The sequence below is a fragment of the Xanthomonas massiliensis genome, assembly GCF_900018785.1.
GTDB lineage: Bacteria > Pseudomonadota > Gammaproteobacteria > Xanthomonadales > Xanthomonadaceae > Xanthomonas_B > Xanthomonas_B massiliensis.
This window is the reverse complement of the sequence record NZ_FCOY01000006.1, coordinates 1,589,019-1,607,861: the sequence shown is the minus strand read 5'-3', so window position 1 is coordinate 1,607,861 and position 18,843 is coordinate 1,589,019. Positions and strand designations below refer to the sequence as shown.

The window sequence follows — 18,843 nt, the reverse complement described above, 5'->3', positions numbered from 1 at the left end:
TCATCGCTCTCGGGAGATCAGAAGATGGCCATGAACCGTGTGCAGTTCCAGCCGGGCCTGTCGTTGCCGGCGTTCCTCAAGCGCTATGGCAGCGAGCGCCAGTGCGAGCAGGCGCTGGAGGCCTCGCGCTGGCCGCATGGCTTCGTCTGTCCTCGTTGCGCCGGTACGGCGCACAGCCGGTTCCAGCGTCACGGTGCCACGTACTGACAGTGCACGGCCTGCCACCGCCAGACCAGCCTGCGCTCGGGTACGGTGATGGACAACAGCAAGCTGCCGCTGCGGACCTGGCTGCTGGGCATGTACCTGCTGGGCCAGAGCAAGACCAACCTGTCGGCGCTGGAGCTGATGCGGCACCTGGGCGTGAGCTACCCGGCGGCGTGGCGGATGAAGCACAAGCTGATGCAGGCGATGGCCGAGCGCGAGGCGGGCCGCAAGCTGGGCGGGATCGTGCAACTGGACGATGCCTACCTGGGTGGGGAACGCAACGGCGGCAAGGCCGGCCGTGGCTCGGAGAACAAGCGCCCTTTCGTGATCGCCGTGGAGACCACTGACGACGGTCGCCCACGGCACGCAGCGATCGACCTGGTGCCGGGTTTCACCAAGGCGGCCCTGTCGGACTGGATCGGGCAGCGCTTGCATCCGGGATCGGATGTCTACAGCGACGGACTGGGCGCGTTTCGGGCGCTGGAAGCCGAGCATGCGCACACCGTCATCGAAGGCCATGGCCGCGGCCGCTGTGAGGAAGAGAACGCCCGTTGGGTCAATGTCGTGCTGTCCAACCTCAAGCGCTCGCTGGACGGGGCGTATCACGCCTTCAAGTTCGCCAAGTACGCCCAGCGCTACCTGGCCGAGACGATGTGGCGGTTCAACCGTCGCTTCGACCTGACTCGGCTGGTGCCGAGTCTTTTGGCCACGGCGGCTACTGCAAAGCCTTGGCCGGAGAGAACGTTGCGCGATGTGCCGCTGTTCTCGACTGAAAGTGCGTGCTAATCAGGAGCGTCTTTTCCCCAAGGAAACACTAAGGGTGTCCGGTCAGGGCGATTTGTCATCCACTTACCCAGACGACAATCAGATCATGGTCGGGTCTTTTCCAAATGTTGCAGTAGTCGCTGCATCAGAATTCGGAATTGACTATCCCTCACGTCTGCCAAAACACTTCCTGGAGAACGCCCCGTATCGGGACATCTACCTGCACGCAATGCATAGCGCAGTTGATTGGCTCGCCTTTGCACATTGGTCAGACGGCAAGCTCGTACGCGCGCTGAGCCTCTCGCCAGATTGTGGAGTGCTTGAAGATATAGGGCCCAGGCTGGAGTTCGAAGCGCCTTATTGGGCGGGCCAACATCCGGCACTCGATTCCTCGGAGGATCCAGGCAGCTATCCGTTCCCATTCCATCCATTGGAGCTAGGTGAAGCTGCATTGGCGGCATTCTTCGGCTATCGACTGGAAGGGTATGTCGGTGAATCGCTTCTTGAGCCGGAGAACATTCCGCTTCTGCAGCTGCAACGCAGCAAGCCAAGGTGGAGTTTCTGGAAATGAGGCTTAACAGTATGCTCGGGAGAAAACTAAAGTGACGGGTTCGGCATCGGGCGGGGTGCGGGTTTTGCTCCGCATCGAAGGGTTATGCATTCTAGTGGCCAGCCTCCTGGCCTATTCGAAGTTTGGTGACGGATGGGGGGTTTTTGCTTTGTTCTTCCTGGCGCCAGACCTATCTTTCCTCGGTTATTTGGCTGGGCCAAGGGCGGGCGCCGTGTCATATAACGTTGCGCATTCCGTCGTGGGCGCTTTGGTGCTACTGGTGGCCGGTGCTTTTCTGTCGGTTCCTGCGGCAGTCGCCGCCGGAATCATCTGGATGGCCCATATTGGCTTCGACCGTGCGCTGGGCTATGGCCTTAAGTATTCTGCCGGGTTCGGATTCACCCACTTGGGTCTCCTCGGACGTACGCGAACTGGCACCTGACGATTCATCCACGCCGACATCGCTTCGCGGCATGGCTTCGTTCAGGCGATTGCGCGGCGCGGAATGATCGTGCGTGCGGACCACTTGCATTGGCGGTCGTTGCCCATGTCGCCCGCAGGATCTGCCCCGCCGTGCCCAGGGCATCCCCGCCGGATTCGCCCGGAAATCCGGACGCAGAAATCCGGATTCAATAGCGGCGCTCGACCGTCAACTCGGCCAAGGCGCGGAGCAGGGCGCCGGCCTCGCCGGTGTCGGCCAGGTCCGCGTCCATGGTGCGGGCCAGTTCGTCGAGCTTGGCGCGTGCGCCGTCCAGCCCGAGCAGGGCGGGGTAGGTGGACTTGGCCTGGGCCGCGTCCTTGCCGGCGGTCTTGCCCAGTTCGGCCGAGCTGGCCTCCACGTCGAGGATGTCGTCGCGGACCTGGAAGGCCAGGCCCAGCGCGGCGGCGAAGCGGTCCAGGCGGGCCAGGCGCGCATCGTCGGCGTCGCCGGCCAGCGCCCCCATGCGCACGGCGGCGCGGATCAGTGCGCCGGTCTTGAGCGCATGCATGCGTTCCAGTGCCGGCAGCGGCAGGTGCTGGCCGGTGGCCTCCACGTCGATGGCCTGGCCGCCGCACATGCCTTCGCTGCCGGCGGCGCGGGCCAGGGTGTCGATCCAGCCCAGGCGCAGGCCGGCCTCGGCCGGGGCCCCGGCCAGCACCTGGAAGGCGCGGGCCTGCAGCGCGTCGCCCGCCAGGATCGCGGTGGCCTCGTCGAAGGCGACGTGCACGGTCGGTCGGCCGCGGCGCAGGGCGTCGTCGTCCATCGCCGGCAGGTCATCGTGGACCAGCGAGTAGGCGTGGATCAGTTCCACCGCCACCGCGGGCGCGTCCAGCACGGCCGGCTCGGCGCCGAGCAGGGTACCGGTGGCGTAGACCAGCAGGGCGCGGATCCGCTTGCCGCCGCCGAGCGTGGCGTGGTGCATGGCCGCATGCAGGCGGCGCGGCTCCTGCGTGGCCGGCGGCAGATGGGCGGCCAGCGCGGTCTCGATGCGGCCGCGCCAGGGCGCCAGATGCGGATCAGGGCTCATCGCCGGGCTCGAACGGCTCGCCGCTCTCCGGGTGCTGCGGATCGCTGAGCAGGCGCACGCGCAGTTCGGCCTGTTCCAGCGCGCCCTGGCACTGGCGGTACAGCGCCACGCCGCGCTCGTAGGCGGCCAGCGACTGTTCCAGGGTCAGCTCGCCGCCTTCCATCTTTTCCACCAGCTGTTCCAGCTCCTCGAGCGACTGCTCGAAGCGGGCGACCGGGGATTCCTCTGCGGGGGATTTCTTTGCCATCGCGAAAGTGTGGGCGTGGCGGCGACGGGGGTCAATTCGGCACCCAGCGCAGGCGTGCGCCGTGCTCGCGCAGCCATGCATCGAACCCGGCGGACAGCAGGCAATCACCGGCGGCGAGCACGCGGCCGTCCGGCGCACACAGCAGCGGCAGGCGCAGGCGTTGCCACGGTGGGATGGCGGCTTCCTGAAGCACGTGCTTGAGGGCGTGCGAATGCGCGCGCCCGGGCAGGAGGATGCGTTCGCCGCCGTGCCGCGCATGCACCAGCAGGCGCTGGCCGAAGCCGCCGCTCGCGCCTTCCAGCGCCAGCCGGCTGCCGTCGGGCAGGGCCAGGGGCACGATGCCATCCCAGGTCGCCTGCCAGTCGACCGGCAACCCGGGCAGCGGCTGCCGCAGCAGGTACAGCGCCCCGCGCCAGCGCCGCACCTCGTGGCCGCGCCAGGCGAAACCGGCCTCGGCCTGCTCTGCAGGGCGGTCCATCAGCGACAGCAGGCGGGCAGTGCCGCGCGCCGGCAGGGCAGGTGCGCCGTGCCGGGCCAGCCACAGCCGCAGCACGCGCGCACGGCGAGCGCCGGGCTGCCCGGCCAGGGCCGCCAGGACAAGCGCACCGCGGGCGTCCTGCGCCGCTGCCAGCAGGCATTCGTCCTCGTCGGCCAGCAGGTCGCCGGCCTGGGCGCACAGCGCGGCGCTGGCCGCCAGCGCCGCGTCGGCCTGCGGCCAGCGCTGGTGCAGCAGCGGCAGCACCCGATGACGCAGGAAGTTGCGGTCGAAGCGGTCTTCGTCGTTGCTGGGGTCGTCGATCCAGTCCAGGCCGCAGGCGCGTGCCCAGGCTTCCAGCCGGGTGCGCGGCAGGGACAGCAGCGGCCGCCACACCGTGCCGGCGGCGAACGGACCGCGTTCGCGCATGGCCGCCAGCCCGTCCGGGCCGGAGGCACGCAGGGCGCGCAGCAGGAAGGTCTCGGCCTGGTCGTCGCGGTGGTGGGCCAGGGCCAGCCACTCGCCCGGCGCGAGGGCCTCGGCGAAGGCCGCGCGCCGCGCCTGGCGCGCCGCACCCTCGATACCCAGGCCCGAGGTGGCATCGACGGCCACCGGGACTACCAGCAGCGGCACGTCCAGCGCCGCGCACGCCGCACGGCAGTGCGCGGCCCAGTCGGCGGAGGCCGGCTGCAGGCCATGATCGACGTGGATCGCGCGCAGCCCCGCCCGCCGCTGGCCCGGCGATCGCGCCAACGCATGCAGCAGCACGGTGGAATCCAGGCCGCCGCTGAATCCGACCAGCACGGGGCCGGGGGGCGGGGCGAGGCAGGACTGCACCGGATCGATCGGCGAGGAGGACATGTGGGTAGCGCGTGGAAGGGTATCCAGCTTGGCACAGCCAGGCGCGACGGCCGAGGGCATGCGCGCCGGACATGAGGTCATTGTCGGTCGTTATCTAGCCGGGCCCGGCTGCCGGCAAAGACGGCGTTGCGCGGTTTTTTCGCGCTAAACGGCCTGGACAATGCCGGTTTTTGCAGTTCGGCCTGGCAAGGCCGGGGACTAGGGTGGCCCCATGAACTCCGTCCCCTCATTGCCCCTCGGCCACGCGACATCCTTGCCGCGCACCATCACGTTCGAGGAAGCGCGGCACCTGCCGCGGCCGCCGCTGCCCTCGTTCGACACGCCCGCGGCGGCCCGCGAGGACCGCAAGCGCAAGCTGGCCGCGGCATTCCGCCTGTTCGCCGAACTCGGCTACGACGAAGGCGTGATGGGGCACATCTCGGCGCGCGACCCGGAATTCCCGGACCGGTTCTGGATGAACCCGTTCGCGGTCGCGTTCGACCGCATCCGGGTCAGCGACCTGATCCAGGTCGACTATCGCGGGCGACGCCTGCAGGGCGAGGGCTACGTGCATCCTGGCGGCGTGCCGCTGCACGCGGCGATCCTGGCCGGGCGCACGGACGTGGCGTCGGCGGTGCATACGCACGCGCCTTATTCGAAGATCTGGGCGGCCACCGCCGAGGTGATCTTGCCGATCAGCAACGAAGCGGCCGTCTTCCACGAGCGCCATGCCGTCTACGACAGCTTCGTGCATGGCGAGGGCCCGAACGTGCCGCGCGCGCTGGGTCCCTCGGGACGGGCGCTGGTGATGCGCAACCATGGGACGCTGACCGTGGGCGGCAGCGTGGATGAGGCGGTGTACCTGTTCGTCTCGCTGGAAAAGGTGTGTCGCGAGCAGGTCCTGGCGCGTGGCCTGGCGGGATTGCAGGTGCTGGACGAGGCGCGGGCGCGACAGAACGCGGCGCGTTTCGACGACGGCTATGCCGGCTGGCTGAATTTCCAGCCGCTCTACCAGGGCGTGGTTGCCCGCCACCCGGATCTCCTGCAATGAACGCCGCCGCGTCCCGGCTAGCGGGCCATGCGCGGGTTCCCCGGCGCGATGGATGCCTGCCGCCTGTCGGTGGCATGGATCGCTGTCGCAGCTGCTGATGGCGGGTTCCCGTCGTACCGCGCGCCTTCCCCCTTCGTTTCATCCCTTCTCCGGCCCGCGCGATGTGCAGGGCCCGGGATCGCCTTGGAAAGATCCGAATGAACACAGACCACATCCCCCGGTTCCGAGTCCGCGTCGATGTCGTCGGGCCGGGTTCCCGTCGCGGGAACCTGGCCCTGGCCTGCGGCATGGCGTTGCTGGCGATGGCACCGGCGGCCTTGGCGGAGGACGCGGCCAGGGCCCTGGACGATGCGGTCCGCCTGCCGGACGTGAAGGTCACCGCCGAGCGTCACGAAACCGTGTTGCAGAAGACGCCGGTCACCGTCAACGCAGTCGAGGCGGAGGAACTGCAGCGCCGCGGCGTGACCAAGCTCGCCGATCTGGCCGGGCTGGCGGCGGGTGTCAACATCCCCGCGCAATGGTCGAACACGCAGAGCGTGTTCATCCGCGGCATCGGCTCGTCCCGGCCGATCGGCAATCCCTCCGTGGGCTGGTACCTGGACGACGTGTACGTGCCGCGCTCGTTCGGCAGCAGCTACGTCGGCAGCCTGCCGGACATCGATCGCATCGAGGTGCTGCATGGCCCGCAGGGCACCCTCTACGGGCAGAACACCAGCTCCGGTGCCCTGCGCCTGATCTCGCGACAGCCCAGCCAGGATTTCGGCGCCTGGCTGAGCGTGGGGGCGGGCAACCAGGGCCAGGTCGAGACCCGCGGCTACGTCAACGGCAGCCTCTCGCCGGACCTGTTGTCGGGCAGCCTGGCCGTCTCCACCAGCCATCTCGGTGGCGACGTGGACAATGTCTACCTGGACCGCCACGTCAACGGCTACGAGAACCAGCAGCTGCGCGGCATCCTGCGCTTGACGCCGGAGAATGGCCTGGTGGCCACGCTGACGGTCGATGGCCTGCATGGTACGTCCACGACCGGTTCCACGCCGCTGAACTGGCCCGGCAGCGGCGTGCGCCGGAATTTCTCCGACTACGGCAAGCACCAGCAGTACAACAGCGGCGGCATCTCGCTGAAGCTGGAAGGCAGTCTGACCGACACGCTCTCGTGGAAGTCGATCACCGCCTCGCGCGGGTTCAACGTGCACCTGCCTTCCGACGACCCCTATCCGACCCCGGTATCCGGTTTCGACCAGGACCTGGACCAGCACCAGCTGTCCCAGGAATTCCAGCTGTTCGGCGACTACGAGCACTTCAACTTCATCGCCGGCCTGATGCTCTGGCACGAGGAGTTCGGGATGGACCGGCTGAGCTGGAGCAGTGGCCGCTTCAGCATCATCGACAGCAGCAGCCGCACCGACACCGCCGGCCTGTATGGCCAGGGGACCTACCATCTCAGCGATCGCCTCGGGCTGACCGCCGGCCTGCGCCTCAGCAAGGAATGGCGGGATCTGGACAGCGCGGCCTACGCCAGCGACGCCAGCGGCGCGCGGTTGGACACGACCTATTCGGTCCGTGGATTGGGCAAGACCTACCAGTCCGCCACGCCGAAGATCGGCGTGGATTTCCAGTGGACGCCGAACCTGCTGGTCTACGCGAATTGGGCCATCGGCGAGACTTCCGGTGGCTGGAACCCGGCCGCCGCCACGCGCGCGGTCGCCGAGGTTCCGGTCGATCCCGAGCGGGTCACCGCGTATGAGGTGGGCCTCAAGAGCACGGCCTGGGACGGGCGCTTCCGCGGCAATCTGGCGCTGTTCTACAACGACTACCGGGACTACCAGGCCTCGATCAACAACCCGGTGGTCGGCGGCCAGCTGGTTCCCGGCGCGGTGATCGTGAACGCGGGCAAGGCGCACACCTACGGCGCCGAATGGGAGTCCGTCGTGCAGGCCAGCCAGGCGCTGCAGTTCACCTTCAACCTGGCCTATCTGCGCACCCGCTTCGACGAATTCGTCAACCCCACCGGCGCGGCGAGCACGGATTTCACCGGCGACGCGTTGCCCTATTCGCCGCGCTGGAGCGGAAGCCTCGGTGCGGTCTACACGCGTGATCTCGCCGGCGGGGCCAGCCTGCGGCTGGGAGCGAACCTGCGTGCCGACGCCAGTTCCTATTCGGCGGTCAGTGCCACCAGCCAGTACACGATGTTCCCCGCCACGCACTACCTGGATGCCAGTGCGTCCTACACCACCGCCGGCGGCGACTGGACCTTCTCGCTCACCGCCAAGAACCTGCTGGACAGGACCTATGGGCTGCCCGGCTACTACATCCCGACGCTGGACTACTACTCGGCCACGTACAACCGCGCGCGGCAGTGGCTGTTGAGCGTGCGCCGGGACTTCCGCTGAACCCCCTCGCACAGGAGATCGAGACATGGCCGCTTCCCAGCGACGCGAGCTGCACCTGGCTGCCTTCCTTTCCGGCATCGGCGCGAACGTGCAGGCGTGGCGCCACCCGCAGGCGCGCAGCAACAGCGCCTCCGACATCGCTTCCTTCATCGAGGCGGCGCAGACGATCGAGGAGGGCAAGTTCGATTTCGGCTTCATCGCCGACTCCACCTTCATCACCCGCGATTCCACACCGTATTTCCTGAGCCGTCTGGAGCCGATCACGGCGCTGGCCGCGGTGTCCTCCGTCACCCGCCATGTCGGCCTGGCGGCGACCGTGACCACGTCCTACACCGAACCGTTCGACGTGGCCCGGCAGCTGGCCTCGCTGGACCTGATCAGCGGCGGGCGCGCCGCCTGGAACGCGGTGACCGGTGCACTGGAAGGCCATGCCCGCAACCATGGCGGGGAGAAGCTCCACGACCATGCGTTGCGCTACCGCATCGCCGGCGAGTACATCGAGGTGGTCAAGGGATTGTGGGATTCATGGGAGGACGACGCCTTCGTCCGCGACAAGCAGAGCGGCCGGTACGTCGATTTCGAGAAGATGCATGTGCTCGGCCACAAGGGCGAGTTCTTCGCGGTGCAGGGGCCGCTGAACATCGAGCGTTCTCCACAGGGACGGCCGGTGCTGTTCCAGGCCGGGGCTTCCGAACCGGGACGCGACCTGGCGGCGCGCGAGGCGGATGCGATCTTCTCCGGAAGCGTGGAGAACGTGGACGAGGCAAAGGCGTACTACGACGACATCAAGCGCCGTGCTGCCGCCTATGGCCGGCGCCCGGAGGAGCTGCTGGTGTTTCCGGCCATCACCCCGATCGTCGGCGCCACCGAGGCGGAGGCGCTGCGCAAGCACCGCGAGGTCTCCGAACTGCTGGACATCGGCGTGGCATTGAAATACCTGGGCCGCTACTTCAGCTTCTTCGACTTCTCGCGCTTTCCGCTCGATGAGCCGCTGCCGGAGCTGGGCGACATCGGCAAGGACAGCTTCAAGTCCACCGCCGAGGCCTATCTGCGCCTGGCGCGGGAGGAAAACCTCACCCTGCGCCAGCTGGCGCTGCGCGTGGCCAATCCCGGCCTGCAGTTCGTGGGTACGCCCGAGCAGGTCGCGGACCGCCTCCAGCGGCTCTACGAGGGGCGGGTGGTGGACGGCTTCATCCTGCACGCCTACCTGCAGCCGCAGGGCCTGCGCGAGTTCGTCGACCAGGTGGTGCCGATCCTGCAGGCGCGTGGCATCTTCCGCCGCGAATATCGTTCCGACACCTTGCGCGGGCACCTGGGGCTGGATTTCCCGGTGAATCGCCACGCACTCGGCGTGCACGAGGCGGCAGCTGCGCGTCGCGTCGCGGGGGCATCGTGATGCACGGGCGCATGGCCTCGCGCTGGATCCTCGCCCTGGTGCTGCTGCTGGGCTGCGGGCTGGCCGTGGCGCAGACCGCGCCGCTGCCGAAGGTGATCCGCATCGGCGCGCCTGCCATCCCGGGCAGCGCCCGCGTGGTCTGGGGTGCCACCGGCATCGCCCAGGCCCGGGGCCTGTTCGAGGCGGAATTCGCCAAGGACGGCATCCGGGTCGAGTTCCCTGGTTTCAAGGGCGGCGGTCCGATGGTCGGCCAGGCGCTGGCCAACGGGCAGATCGATTTCGCCGGCAACGGCGACATGATCTCGCTGGTCGGACGCAGTGCGGGGATCCGCAGCCGCCTCGTCCTGCCGGCCGGACGGCTGGAGAATGCCTACCTGCTGGTCCGCCCGGATTCGCCGATCCGCTCGCTCAAGGACCTCAAGGGCAAGAAGGTCGCCTACTTCAAGGGCAACTACATCCAGTTGCAGGTCATCCGCATCCTCGCCAGCCAGGGCATGGGCGAGAAGGACATCCGCAACGTCAGCCTGCTCGGCGCCCAGGCGGCCAACGCGCTGAAGAACGGGGACATCGACGCGATCTTCGGCGGGTCCGAGTCCCTGGTGGCGGTGGACAGGGGCCTGGCCCGCATCGTCTACAGCACCCAGAACGGCCCGGCGCGCTTCACCGCCCAGGCCGGGCTGCTGGTGAACGAGGATTTCGCCCGTCGCTACCCGCAACTGGTGGCCAGGGTGGTCAAGGTGGTGGTGCAGGCATCGCAATGGGCCTCGCAGGAAGCGAACCGCGAGGCGGTGTTCCAGATCCTGTCCACGGGTGGGCGGCCGGTGCCGGTCCTGCGCCGGGACTATGCCGGCCGCCCCCTGGCCGACCGCTTCAGCCCGTTGCTGGATCCGTTCTTCCTCGCCCAGTACAAGGACACCCAGGCCCTGGTCGCGAAACTCGGGATGCTCCGCGGTCCGCCGGTGGACATCGATACCTGGTTCGATCGGCGCTACCTGGATGCAGCACTCAGGCAATTGCACCTGGAGCATGCGTGGGTGCCGCTGGACGCGAACGGCGAGCGGCCACGCTGATGGCCGCGGTCACGCCATCGACGCGGCCGGCGGCGACAGCCCTGGCCCATGGCCTGCTCCATCGCCTGGCGGGGTGGGTGGTGCCCATGGTTTTGCTGTTGGCGTGGTCGCTGGCCAGCGACCGCGGCTGGATCGATGCGCGGACTTTGCCTTCGCCACTGCAGGTGCTGCAGACGCTCGCCGGCATGGCGCGCAACGGCGAAGCCTGGGACAGCCTGTCGATCAGCCTGCAGCGGGTATTGGCCGGCTGTGCGCTGGGGGCCGTGGCAGGCTTGCTGCTGGGCATGGCGATGGGGACGTGGCGTACCGTCCATGCCCTGGTCCATCCGGCATTCCGCGCGCTGGCCTGCGTTCCGGTGCTTGGCTGGTTGCCGTTGCTGATGTTGTTGCTGGGCATTGGCGAGGCGCTGAAGATCGTGCTGATCGCGAAGGCGGCCTTCATTCCCGTCGCCCTGAATACCAGCGCCGGCATCCGTGCGGTCCCTGTTTCCTGGCTGGAGGTCGCCGACGTGTACGGCCTCGGCGCCTGGCAACGCTGGACCCGGGTGGCGTTGCCCGCGGCGCTGCCGGCGGTATGGACGGGACTGCGTTACGGCTTGACCAGCTGCTGGCTGGTGCTGGTGCTGGTCGAGTTGCTGGCGTCCTCTGAGGGCCTGGGCTACCTGATGTCCAACGGCCAGCAGCTGATGCAGCTGGACGTGCTGCTGGCCTGCGTGGTGATGATCGGGGCCATGGGTTTTGGCCTGGATCGGCTGCTGCAGGCCGTGGAGCGCTGGCTGTTGCGCTGGCGTGGACCGGGAGGGCTGGCATGAGGCCTTCGCGCGAGTGGCTCGGCTGGGTGGTTCCGCTGTCCGCACTGGTGGCCTGGCAGTGCCTGATGCGGGCCGGCCCGGCCGAGGGCGGAACCCTGGTCCCGCCCTCGGCGGTGTTGGCCAGGGCCGGTGCGCTGTGGAGCGACGGCAGCCTGCGGGAGGCGTTGCTGGCCAGCGCCGGCCGTTACCTGGCGGGATTGTCGATCGGCGCGGCGGCAGGAGTGGGGTGCGGGATCGCGCTGGGCGTCTCGCGTCTGGCCCGGGCCTTGTTCGGCCCGACCCTGCGCACCTTGCAGCAGATCACCCTGTTCGCCTGGATCCCGCTGATCATGGCCTGGTTCGGCCTCGGAGAACCGAGCAAGGTCGTGTTCATCGCACTGGCCGCGTTCTTCCCGGCCATGGTCAACACGTTCGAAGGCGTCGGCAGCATCGCTCCGGCCCTGGTCGAGGTGGGGCGGGTGTTCCGCTTCGGGCGCGGGCAGATGCTGGCGCACGTGGTGCTGCCTTCGGCCTTGCCTTCGATCTTCACCGGGTTGCACCTTGCGGTGATCTACGCGTGGCTGGCCACGCTGGGGGCGGAGTACCTGCTCACCACCGGAAACGGCCTGGGCAATCTGCTGGTGGAAGGCCAGGAGCTGTTCCAGACCGACGAAGTGCTGGTCGGCATCGTCCTGGTGGCCGCCATCGGCTTCCTGGCGGGCTGGTTGGTGGAGCGGTTGCAGGCGCACTGGCTGCGTTGGAAGACGGCGCCGTGAGGACGGCGGTGCGCGTGCCGGTCGCCTGCGAGACCGTCGCGGTGACGGCGGACCCGTGCCAATGAAATGCAGCCATGGACGGACGTCGCGCCGTGGCCGGGGATCGCAAGCAAGCGTGCCCCAGGACGTGTCGGTGCGTGTGCCTTGCTGGGCACGCCGTTCGCACGAGGCAGGTACCGCGCCCGCGGCCGGCGCATCCGCCGCGATGCCCGCTCGAATGCGGTCGTCGTCCGCGCCCGGGGTCTTGCGAGCCTACCCAGGCGATGGCCACAAATACGCAGCATGCGCGTATGGCGCGAAGGGCGTCGTCCCTCCCGCCAGGCCGGGGCGTGGAGCATCGCGCATGGTGCCGCCAGGTCCGCAGTTCGTGCATGCGCGATGGCACGCGTCCGCGCCGGGCCGGCGTGGAATGGCCCGGGCGCTGGCCAAGACGTGCCTGCTGCGTGGGCCTGCCTGCCGATCCGGACATGGCACGCCGCTGTTTGGACATGCATCGCCGGCATGTGCAGGCTTCCCGGGAGCCGGCCGCCGTGGCCTATCCATCGTGCGTTCGAACCAAGCCCGGTTTCCTCATTTCCCCTGTGGCGCGGCGCTGCCTAGTGTCGGCTTCCTCGCCTCTGTCCCGATCCCCGCAATGTCGATCCCATCCTATTCCCCTGCGGCCGGTACCTGGCCCCATCCCGGCCGCCGTGGGCGCATCTACGACAGCATCCTGGACACGATAGGAGCCACGCCGCTGGTACGCCTGGACCGATTGGCGGCCGAGGCCGGGGTGGCCGCGCGGATCGTGGCCAAGCTGGAGTTCTTCAACCCTCTGGCCTCGGTCAAGGACCGGCTGGGCGCGGCGCTGGTCGCGGCGGCGGAGCGCGAAGGCCGACTGGTGCCGGGTGCGACGATCATCGAGCCGACCTCGGGCAATACCGGCATCGGCCTGGCCTTCGTGGCGGCGGCCAAGGGCTACCGGCTGGTCCTGGTCATGCCCGACAACGCATCCATCGAGCGGCGCAGGATGGTCGAGTTCCTGGGCGCACGCGTGGAGCTGACGCCGGATGCCGAACGCATGTCCGGCGCCATCCGCCGCGCCCACGAACTCAACGCCCGGATCCCCGGCTCGGTGGTGCTGCAGCAATTCGAGAACCCGGCCAATCCGGCCATCCACCGCGAAACCACGGCCGAGGAAATCTGGGGCGACACGCAGGGCGTGGTGGACGCGTTCGTGGCCGGGGTAGGGACCGGGGGCACGATCACCGGCGTGGCCGGCGTGCTCAAGCAGCGCAACCGGGCCGTGCACGTGGTCGCCGTGGAGCCCGCCCGCAGTGCGGTGCTGTCCGGTGGCAAGCCGGGGCCGCACAAGATCCAGGGCATCGGTTCCGGGCACCTGTCCACGTTCCTGGACCGGCAGCTGATCGACGAAGTCTCGGCCGTCGGCGACGAGGAGGCGCTGGCCACCGCGCGCCGCCTGGCGCGGGTGGAGGGCATCCCGGCCGGCATCAGCGCCGGTGCGGCGGTATGGTCGGCGCTGCAGCTGGGCGGGCGCAAGGCGTTCGCCGGGAAGACCATCGTCGTGCTGGTCCCGGATTTCGCCGAGCGCTACCTGTCCACCGAACTTTTCGACACGGCGCAGGTAAGCGGCGGCGCCCCCCAGGAGGAAGCGGCATGAGCAGCCAACCACGTGTATTGATCCTGCCCGGGCGTGGCAATTCCGGCGAGAAGCACTGGCAGAGCGTCTGGGAAAAGCGGGATCCGCAACTGCGCCGCGTGCAACAGCGCGAGTGGGACAACCCTGACCGGCGGGCCTGGGTCGCCGCGCTCGACGAGGCGATCAACGCCGCGGCTTCGCCGGTCCTCCTGGTCGCCCATTCGCTGGCGGTGGTGACCGTTGCCCACTGGGCCGCCACGCATCGTGGTCCGGTCGCCGGAGCCCTGCTGGTCTCGCCCACCGACGTGGAGCGGCCGGACTACCCGGCCGGCGCCACCGGCTTCGCGCCGATACCGAGGACGCAGCTGCCGTTTCCCTCGATCCTGGTCGCCAGCGACGACGACCCGCGGGTGACGCTGGAGCGGGCGGCGTTCTTTGCCCGGGCCTGGGGCGCGCGCTTGGAACGGGCGGGGGCATCGGGCCACCTGGGCACGGCAGCGGACCTGGGCGACTGGCCCTACGGCGCCTCGCTGCTGGATGAACTGCGTCGCGCACGCGCGGCCTGAGGAGCGGACATGGGCACGGAGCCGGACGTTTCCCCGATCGTCAACGGACATCGCGAAGCGGGCACGCCGCTGGCCTGGGCCTGGCCCAGGGTGGCCTCGTCCAAGCAGCTCGTGGTCGGCATCGGCGGCACGCCACGGGCCGGATCGTCGACGGAACGCGCGCTCGGCATCGCACTGCAGGCATGTGCCGAGCAGGGCATGGCGACGATCCACCTCGGAGGTGATTTCCTCTCGGCGTTGCCGCACTACGCACCGGGGCGGCCGCTGACCGGCGTGCAGTGTGGCCTGATCAGCCTGGTCCGTCGCGCCGACGCGGTGATCCTAGCCACGCCGGGGTACCACGGCGGGCCATCGGGCCTGCTGAAGAACGCGCTGGATACGCTGGAGGAGGCACGCGGCGACGAACGGCCCTATCTCGACGGGCGCGCGGTCGGCTGCATCGTGACGGCCTACGGGGGGCAGGCCGGCGGCACGGTCCTGGCTTCGCTGCGCTCAGTGGTCCATGCCCTGCGCGGCTGGCCGACGCCCTACGGCGCCGTGGTCAATACGCTGGAAACGCCTTTGGACGCGGCACGCCCGCCGCCGGAGAAGGTGGAGCAGGCACTGCGCCTGGTCGGGCGGCAGGCCGCAGAGTTCGTCGCCGCCTTCCAGGCCCTGCGGTCGCGAGGCGCGGCCGTGGCCGTGGCCGAAGCGGCACACGCATGAGCAGCGGCGGCGAGGCCATGGGAGTCCGGAGGCGACGGCTGGACCTGGTGCATCCCGACGAGGCAGGCCCCGACGATGCCGTCCCGGCAGTACCCACGCGGACGGCGCTGGAACTGTGCGGCGTGGGCAAGTGGTACCCGGGGACAGGCGGTACCACCGTGCAGGTGCTCGACGGGATCGACCTGGAGGTGGCCGAAGGCGAGTTCGTCAGCGTCGTCGGCGCCAGCGGTTGCGGGAAGTCCACGTTGCTGCGCCTGGTCGCCGGCCTGGACCGACGTCATGCCGGCGAGATCCGCCAGGATGGCCGGCCGGTCGTCGGCCCGCGCCTGGATTGCGGGATCGTGTTCCAGGAACACCGGCTGCTGCCCTGGCTGACAGTCGAGCGCAACGTCGAACTGGGGCTGCTCAACGCCGGGCTGTCACGCGCGCAACGGCGCGAACGGGTACGCCACTACCTGGAGCTGGTACGGCTGCAGGGATGCGAGCGGTACTGGCCGCGCCAGCTCTCCGGTGGCATGGCCCAGCGCGTGGCCATTGCCCGTGCGCTGGCCACGCGGCCGCGCCTGTTGCTTCTGGACGAGCCGTTCGGCGCGCTCGATGCCATCACCCGTGCCCACCTGCAGGACGAACTGCAACGCATCTGGAAGGAACAAGGCATTACCATGATCCTGGTGACCCACGACGTGGAAGAGGCCATCTACCTCGGCAACCGCGTGGTGGTGATGCGGCCGGACCCGGGCCGCATCCATGAGGTCTTGCCGGTGTCTGCAGGATTCCCGCGCGACCGGGTGGGCGCGGGGTTCGTCTCGGCCAAGCGTCGGGTGCTGGAGGCGTTCACCCGGCTCGGGGAGTGACTACCTGGAGCCGGTGCCACTCATGCGCGGCGGACCGAGGCGGCGGGAACGGGCGGGGACTCGACCGATTCGCGGACGTGGTCGGCCGACAGCGTCGGCACGAGATTGAGGATGAAGGCGATCGCGTGGTCCTGCAGCGGCGTGCCGCGCCGCACCGCTACGCTGGTGGTGACCGGCGAGATCAGTGCATCGGTGCCGATGACCGCCAGGTTGTGGTCGATCGCCGGGTCGAACGAGCGCTCGGCAATGATCCCGATGCCGAGCCCCAGGGCGACGTAGGTCTTGATCACGTCCGAATCGACCGCCGAGATGATGATGTCCGGGACCAGTCCCTGGCGCCGGAACGCTTCCTCGATGTTCTCGCGGCCGACCATGCCCTTCTCGAAGGTGATGATGGGATAGCGGGCGATATCGGCGAAGCTCGGCATGCGCATCGCCAGCAGGGGATGCCCGACCGGCGCGATGAACAAATGCCCCCACGAGTAGGCCCTGAACGTGACGATGTCGGCCGGGCGCGGCAATCCTTCGGTGATCAGGCCGATGTCGGCCTGGCCGCGCTCTATCATCTCGATCACCTGCACCGGCGTGGTCTGGTGCAGGGACAGGCGCACGGAAGGATGGCGGTCGCGGAAGGCCAGGATGATGCCCGGCAGGCGATAGCGCACCTGCGCGTGGGTGGCGGCCACCGACAGGTCGGCCGACGGTAGCCGCAGGCTCTCGGCGGCCTGCCGCAGCCGGATGCGCTCAGTCAGGATGCGCTCGATGATGTCCACCACCTTGCTGCCCGCCTCGGTCAGGCCGGTCAGGCGCTTGCCGTTGCGGTGGAAGATGCCGATGCCCAGTTCTTCCTCCAGTTCGCGTATCTGGCGCGACACCGCGGACTGGGAGGCATGGGTGGCTTCGGCGGTGGCCGTGAGATTGAAGTCCTGGCGGATGGCTTCTTGTACGGCCCTCAGCTGCTGGAAGTTCACGCAAAGGCCCATGGGCAGTGACGGGGAGTCGAGCGGGCATCCGTGCGAAACGGTCCTGGCCCGATCATGGCATGGGCATGCGCGCCGGGCCGTGCCCCGCACATGGCCATTGCTGATATCGGCGTCGCCGCGCGGCATGAGCAGCCTCGCCGCAGGGAGGGCGACGAAATGCGTCGTCCCCGCCTGGCTCCTCAGGGTCGGGCGAATGCCTGCAGGTCCGGCAATTCCACCGGCACCCCGTCGGCGTTGCAGGTGCCGGCCGCGCACAGGCGTTCGCGCAGCTTCGGGGTGGCCTGGACGATGACGTGGTAGAGCGTGTTCTGCTCCAGGGTGCCGCGGATGGCGGTGCTGCCCGGGCCGGTGGCCCAGATGCCCACGTCCTCGCCGCCATGCGATTCGGCCTTCATCGGGACCATCGATTCCTGCAGGTAGTCCGGGGCCTCGGTGTCCACCGCGTCCAGGTTGGGGCGGCCGTGGGCGGCGGCGATGTCGGACGGTTCGTGGAGGAACTTCTTCGGCCCTTCCGGCTGGGCGTTGCTGGCACCGGGGTAGCCGGGGCCGTTGGCGTAGCTGAGGGTGGTGTAGGTCTGCCCGGCCAGGTCGCGCGCGTACTGGCTGCGGTCGCCGTCCTCGCCGCCGGTGCCGCGCACCTTGCCCAGGATCGGGTTGCCGCGCACCGGGTAGCCGGCGAAGTTGAGCACGTGCGAGTGGTCGGCGGTGACGATGACCAGGGTGTCCGGGGGCGCGGTCTCCAGCGCGGCGCGCACCGCCTCGGACAGGGCGATGGTCTCGTCGAGCGCGCGATAGGCGTTGCCGTAGTGGTTGGCGTGGTCGATGCGCCCGCCCTCGACCATCAGCACGAAACCGGCGGGATCGCGGGCCAGCGTGCGCACGGCGGCGCGGGTCATCTGCGCCAGGCTGGGCTCGCCGTCGGGGCCGGTGTCGCGGTCGTGCTCGAAGCTCATGTGGTCGTAGTCGAACAGGCCGAGCAGGGCCGGCGCATCGGCGGCGGCGTCGAGCTGGGCGGCGGTGCGCACGTAGGCGCCCCGCGGATGGGCCTGGCGCCATTCGCCGACCAGGTCGCGGCCATCCAGGCGCAGGCCGACCTTGTCGTCGAACTGCGGGTCGCGCTGGCCGGCCGGGGTGAACTGGGCGCGTCCGCCGCCGAAGGCGACCACCGGGCCGCGGCCGAAGCGGGCAGTGGACAGCAGCTGCTGGGCGATGTCGCGGCAGCCGGCCTCGCGGGCGGCGGGCGGCAGGTCGGCATCGCCCTCCCAGTTGCGCTCGGGCGACTTGGCGTACATCGCCGCCGGGGTGGCGTGGGTCAGGCGCGTGGTGGTGACCACGCCGGTGGCCATGCCGGCGCTGTCGGCCAACTGCAGCCAGGTCAGCAGCGGCTTGTCCCGGCTCGGGGCGCATTCGGCGCGCGGGGTGTCGGACATGCCGATCACGCCCATGCGCGTCTTCACCCCGGTGGCGATCGCGGTCATGGTGCCGGCCGAGTCGGGCGTCTGCGAATCGGTGTTGTAGGTCTTGCTGAAGGCGGTGGCCGGGAACCGCTCCCAGCTCAGCAGGTTCTCCTCGCCCGGGTTGCCGTGGCGCTGGCCTTCGAGGATGCGCGCGGCGGCGACCGTGGTCAGGCTCATGCCATCGCCGAGGAACAGGATCACGTTCTTCGCCCGGCCGGCCATGGCGCCGTTGGCGGCGGCGCGGGCGGCGCCGCTGCGGTACCACCAGGCCGGCGTCTCGCCCTGCGGATGGGCCACCGGCGCCACGTCCACCGTGCTGGCGGCGCCCGGCCCGGCGGCGTGTGCGGCAGGTCCGGAGCTGCAGGCTCCGAACAGCAGGACCGGGACGAGGACGACGGCAAGCGGGGTGCGCGGGCAGGGCATGGCGGGACGGATCCTGGCGGCGGATGGAGGGACAGGAAAGTCTGTCAGCGCCAGAAGGCATATCCGTGACACGCTGATGTTCCGCTGGCGATGTCGTGGCGCGCGCGCGTCTGGGCTATGGTTGGGCGATTCCCCCGGATCCCCCCTCAGGTG

17 protein-coding genes and 1 pseudogene are annotated in these 18,843 nt (G+C 69.4%); 13 read left to right on the top strand and 5 right to left on the bottom strand.

The window, feature by feature from the left end:
- Window positions 1-24 precede the first annotated feature (24 nt).
- The 3 genes and pseudogenes from BN3794_RS10230 (at window position 25) to BN3794_RS15950 (ending at window position 1,961) form a co-directional block, all read left to right on the top strand.
- Window positions 25-990, top strand: a pseudogene (locus BN3794_RS10230) (IS1595 family transposase).
- Window positions 991-1,024: 34 nt separating this feature from the next.
- Window positions 1,025-1,540 carry a DUF6928 family protein gene (locus tag BN3794_RS15955; RefSeq protein ID WP_147675723.1) on the top strand — a complete coding sequence of 172 codons (516 nt, stop codon included), beginning with the start codon at window positions 1,025-1,027 and terminating at the stop codon, window positions 1,538-1,540.
- Window positions 1,541-1,571: 31 nt separating this feature from the next.
- Complete coding sequence (locus BN3794_RS15950; RefSeq protein ID WP_328585345.1) at window positions 1,572-1,961, top strand: DUF4260 domain-containing protein; 390 nt, start codon at window positions 1,572-1,574, stop codon at window positions 1,959-1,961.
- 187 nt (window positions 1,962-2,148) lie between these two features.
- Here the strand turns inward: BN3794_RS15950 and BN3794_RS10225 are convergent, their stop codons facing one another.
- Genes BN3794_RS10225 through tilS form a run of 3 tightly spaced genes read right to left on the bottom strand, consistent with a single transcriptional unit; the run spans window position 2,149 to window position 4,610 of the window.
- Window positions 2,149-3,027, bottom strand: coding sequence for a polyprenyl synthetase family protein (locus BN3794_RS10225; RefSeq protein WP_066096908.1), 879 nt, complete (start codon window positions 3,025-3,027; stop codon window positions 2,149-2,151).
- Window positions 3,017-3,274: an exodeoxyribonuclease VII small subunit gene (locus BN3794_RS10220; RefSeq protein WP_066096905.1), complete on the bottom strand. Its 258-nt coding sequence runs from the start codon at window positions 3,272-3,274 to the stop codon at window positions 3,017-3,019. Before BN3794_RS10220 ends, BN3794_RS10225 begins: the two co-directional genes overlap by 11 nt.
- Window positions 3,275-3,305: 31 nt before the next feature.
- Window positions 3,306-4,610, bottom strand: a complete 1,305-nt coding sequence (gene tilS, locus BN3794_RS10215) for a tRNA lysidine(34) synthetase TilS (RefSeq protein WP_066096902.1) — start codon at window positions 4,608-4,610, stop codon at window positions 3,306-3,308.
- Window positions 4,611-4,821: 211 nt separating this feature from the next.
- On the opposite strand from tilS, the gene BN3794_RS10210 reads away from it, so the two are divergent.
- The 10 genes from BN3794_RS10210 (at window position 4,822) to BN3794_RS10165 (ending at window position 15,827) form a co-directional block, all read left to right on the top strand.
- On the top strand, window positions 4,822-5,640 hold the full coding sequence (locus BN3794_RS10210) for a class II aldolase/adducin family protein (RefSeq protein ID WP_078059685.1): 819 nt from the start codon (window positions 4,822-4,824) through the stop codon (window positions 5,638-5,640).
- Window positions 5,641-5,837: 197 nt separating this feature from the next.
- Window positions 5,838-8,030, top strand: a complete 2,193-nt coding sequence (locus BN3794_RS10205) for a TonB-dependent receptor (RefSeq protein WP_147675722.1) — start codon at window positions 5,838-5,840, stop codon at window positions 8,028-8,030.
- Between the two features lie 25 nt (window positions 8,031-8,055).
- On the top strand, window positions 8,056-9,426 hold the full coding sequence (locus BN3794_RS10200) for an LLM class flavin-dependent oxidoreductase (RefSeq protein ID WP_066096895.1): 1,371 nt from the start codon (window positions 8,056-8,058) through the stop codon (window positions 9,424-9,426).
- A gap of 11 nt (window positions 9,427-9,437) precedes the next feature.
- Window positions 9,438-10,496, top strand: coding sequence for an ABC transporter substrate-binding protein (locus BN3794_RS10195; RefSeq protein WP_160330910.1), 1,059 nt, complete (start codon window positions 9,438-9,440; stop codon window positions 10,494-10,496).
- 86 nt (window positions 10,497-10,582) lie between these two features.
- Complete coding sequence (locus tag BN3794_RS10190) at window positions 10,583-11,308, top strand: ABC transporter permease (RefSeq protein ID WP_066096887.1); 726 nt, start codon at window positions 10,583-10,585, stop codon at window positions 11,306-11,308.
- On the top strand, window positions 11,305-12,063 hold the full coding sequence (locus tag BN3794_RS10185) for an ABC transporter permease (RefSeq protein ID WP_066096885.1): 759 nt from the start codon (window positions 11,305-11,307) through the stop codon (window positions 12,061-12,063). The genes BN3794_RS10190 and BN3794_RS10185 overlap by 4 nt, the downstream gene beginning before the upstream one ends.
- Before the next feature lie 634 nt (window positions 12,064-12,697).
- Window positions 12,698-13,723, top strand: a complete 1,026-nt coding sequence (gene cysK, locus BN3794_RS10180; protein WP_066096883.1) for a cysteine synthase A — start codon at window positions 12,698-12,700, stop codon at window positions 13,721-13,723.
- Entirely contained in the window at window positions 13,720-14,268 is a 549-nt protein-coding gene (locus BN3794_RS10175) for an RBBP9/YdeN family alpha/beta hydrolase (RefSeq protein WP_066096880.1), read from the top strand. The genes cysK and BN3794_RS10175 overlap by 4 nt, the downstream gene beginning before the upstream one ends.
- Window positions 14,269-14,277: 9 nt before the next feature.
- Complete coding sequence (locus tag BN3794_RS10170) at window positions 14,278-14,973, top strand: NADPH-dependent FMN reductase (protein ID WP_078059682.1); 696 nt, start codon at window positions 14,278-14,280, stop codon at window positions 14,971-14,973.
- Window positions 14,970-15,827: an ABC transporter ATP-binding protein gene (locus tag BN3794_RS10165; RefSeq protein ID WP_066096877.1), complete on the top strand. Its 858-nt coding sequence runs from the start codon at window positions 14,970-14,972 to the stop codon at window positions 15,825-15,827. The genes BN3794_RS10170 and BN3794_RS10165 overlap by 4 nt, the downstream gene beginning before the upstream one ends.
- Window positions 15,828-15,847: 20 nt before the next feature.
- Here the strand turns inward: BN3794_RS10165 and BN3794_RS10160 are convergent, their stop codons facing one another.
- A complete protein-coding gene (locus BN3794_RS10160; RefSeq protein ID WP_078059681.1) occupies window positions 15,848-16,936 on the bottom strand; it encodes a LysR substrate-binding domain-containing protein in 1,089 nt (362 codons plus the stop codon).
- 53 nt (window positions 16,937-16,989) lie between these two features.
- Window positions 16,990-18,690 carry an alkaline phosphatase gene (locus tag BN3794_RS10155; RefSeq protein WP_066096875.1) on the bottom strand — a complete coding sequence of 567 codons (1,701 nt, stop codon included), beginning with the start codon at window positions 18,688-18,690 and terminating at the stop codon, window positions 16,990-16,992.
- Window positions 18,691-18,843: the final 153 nt, after the last annotated feature.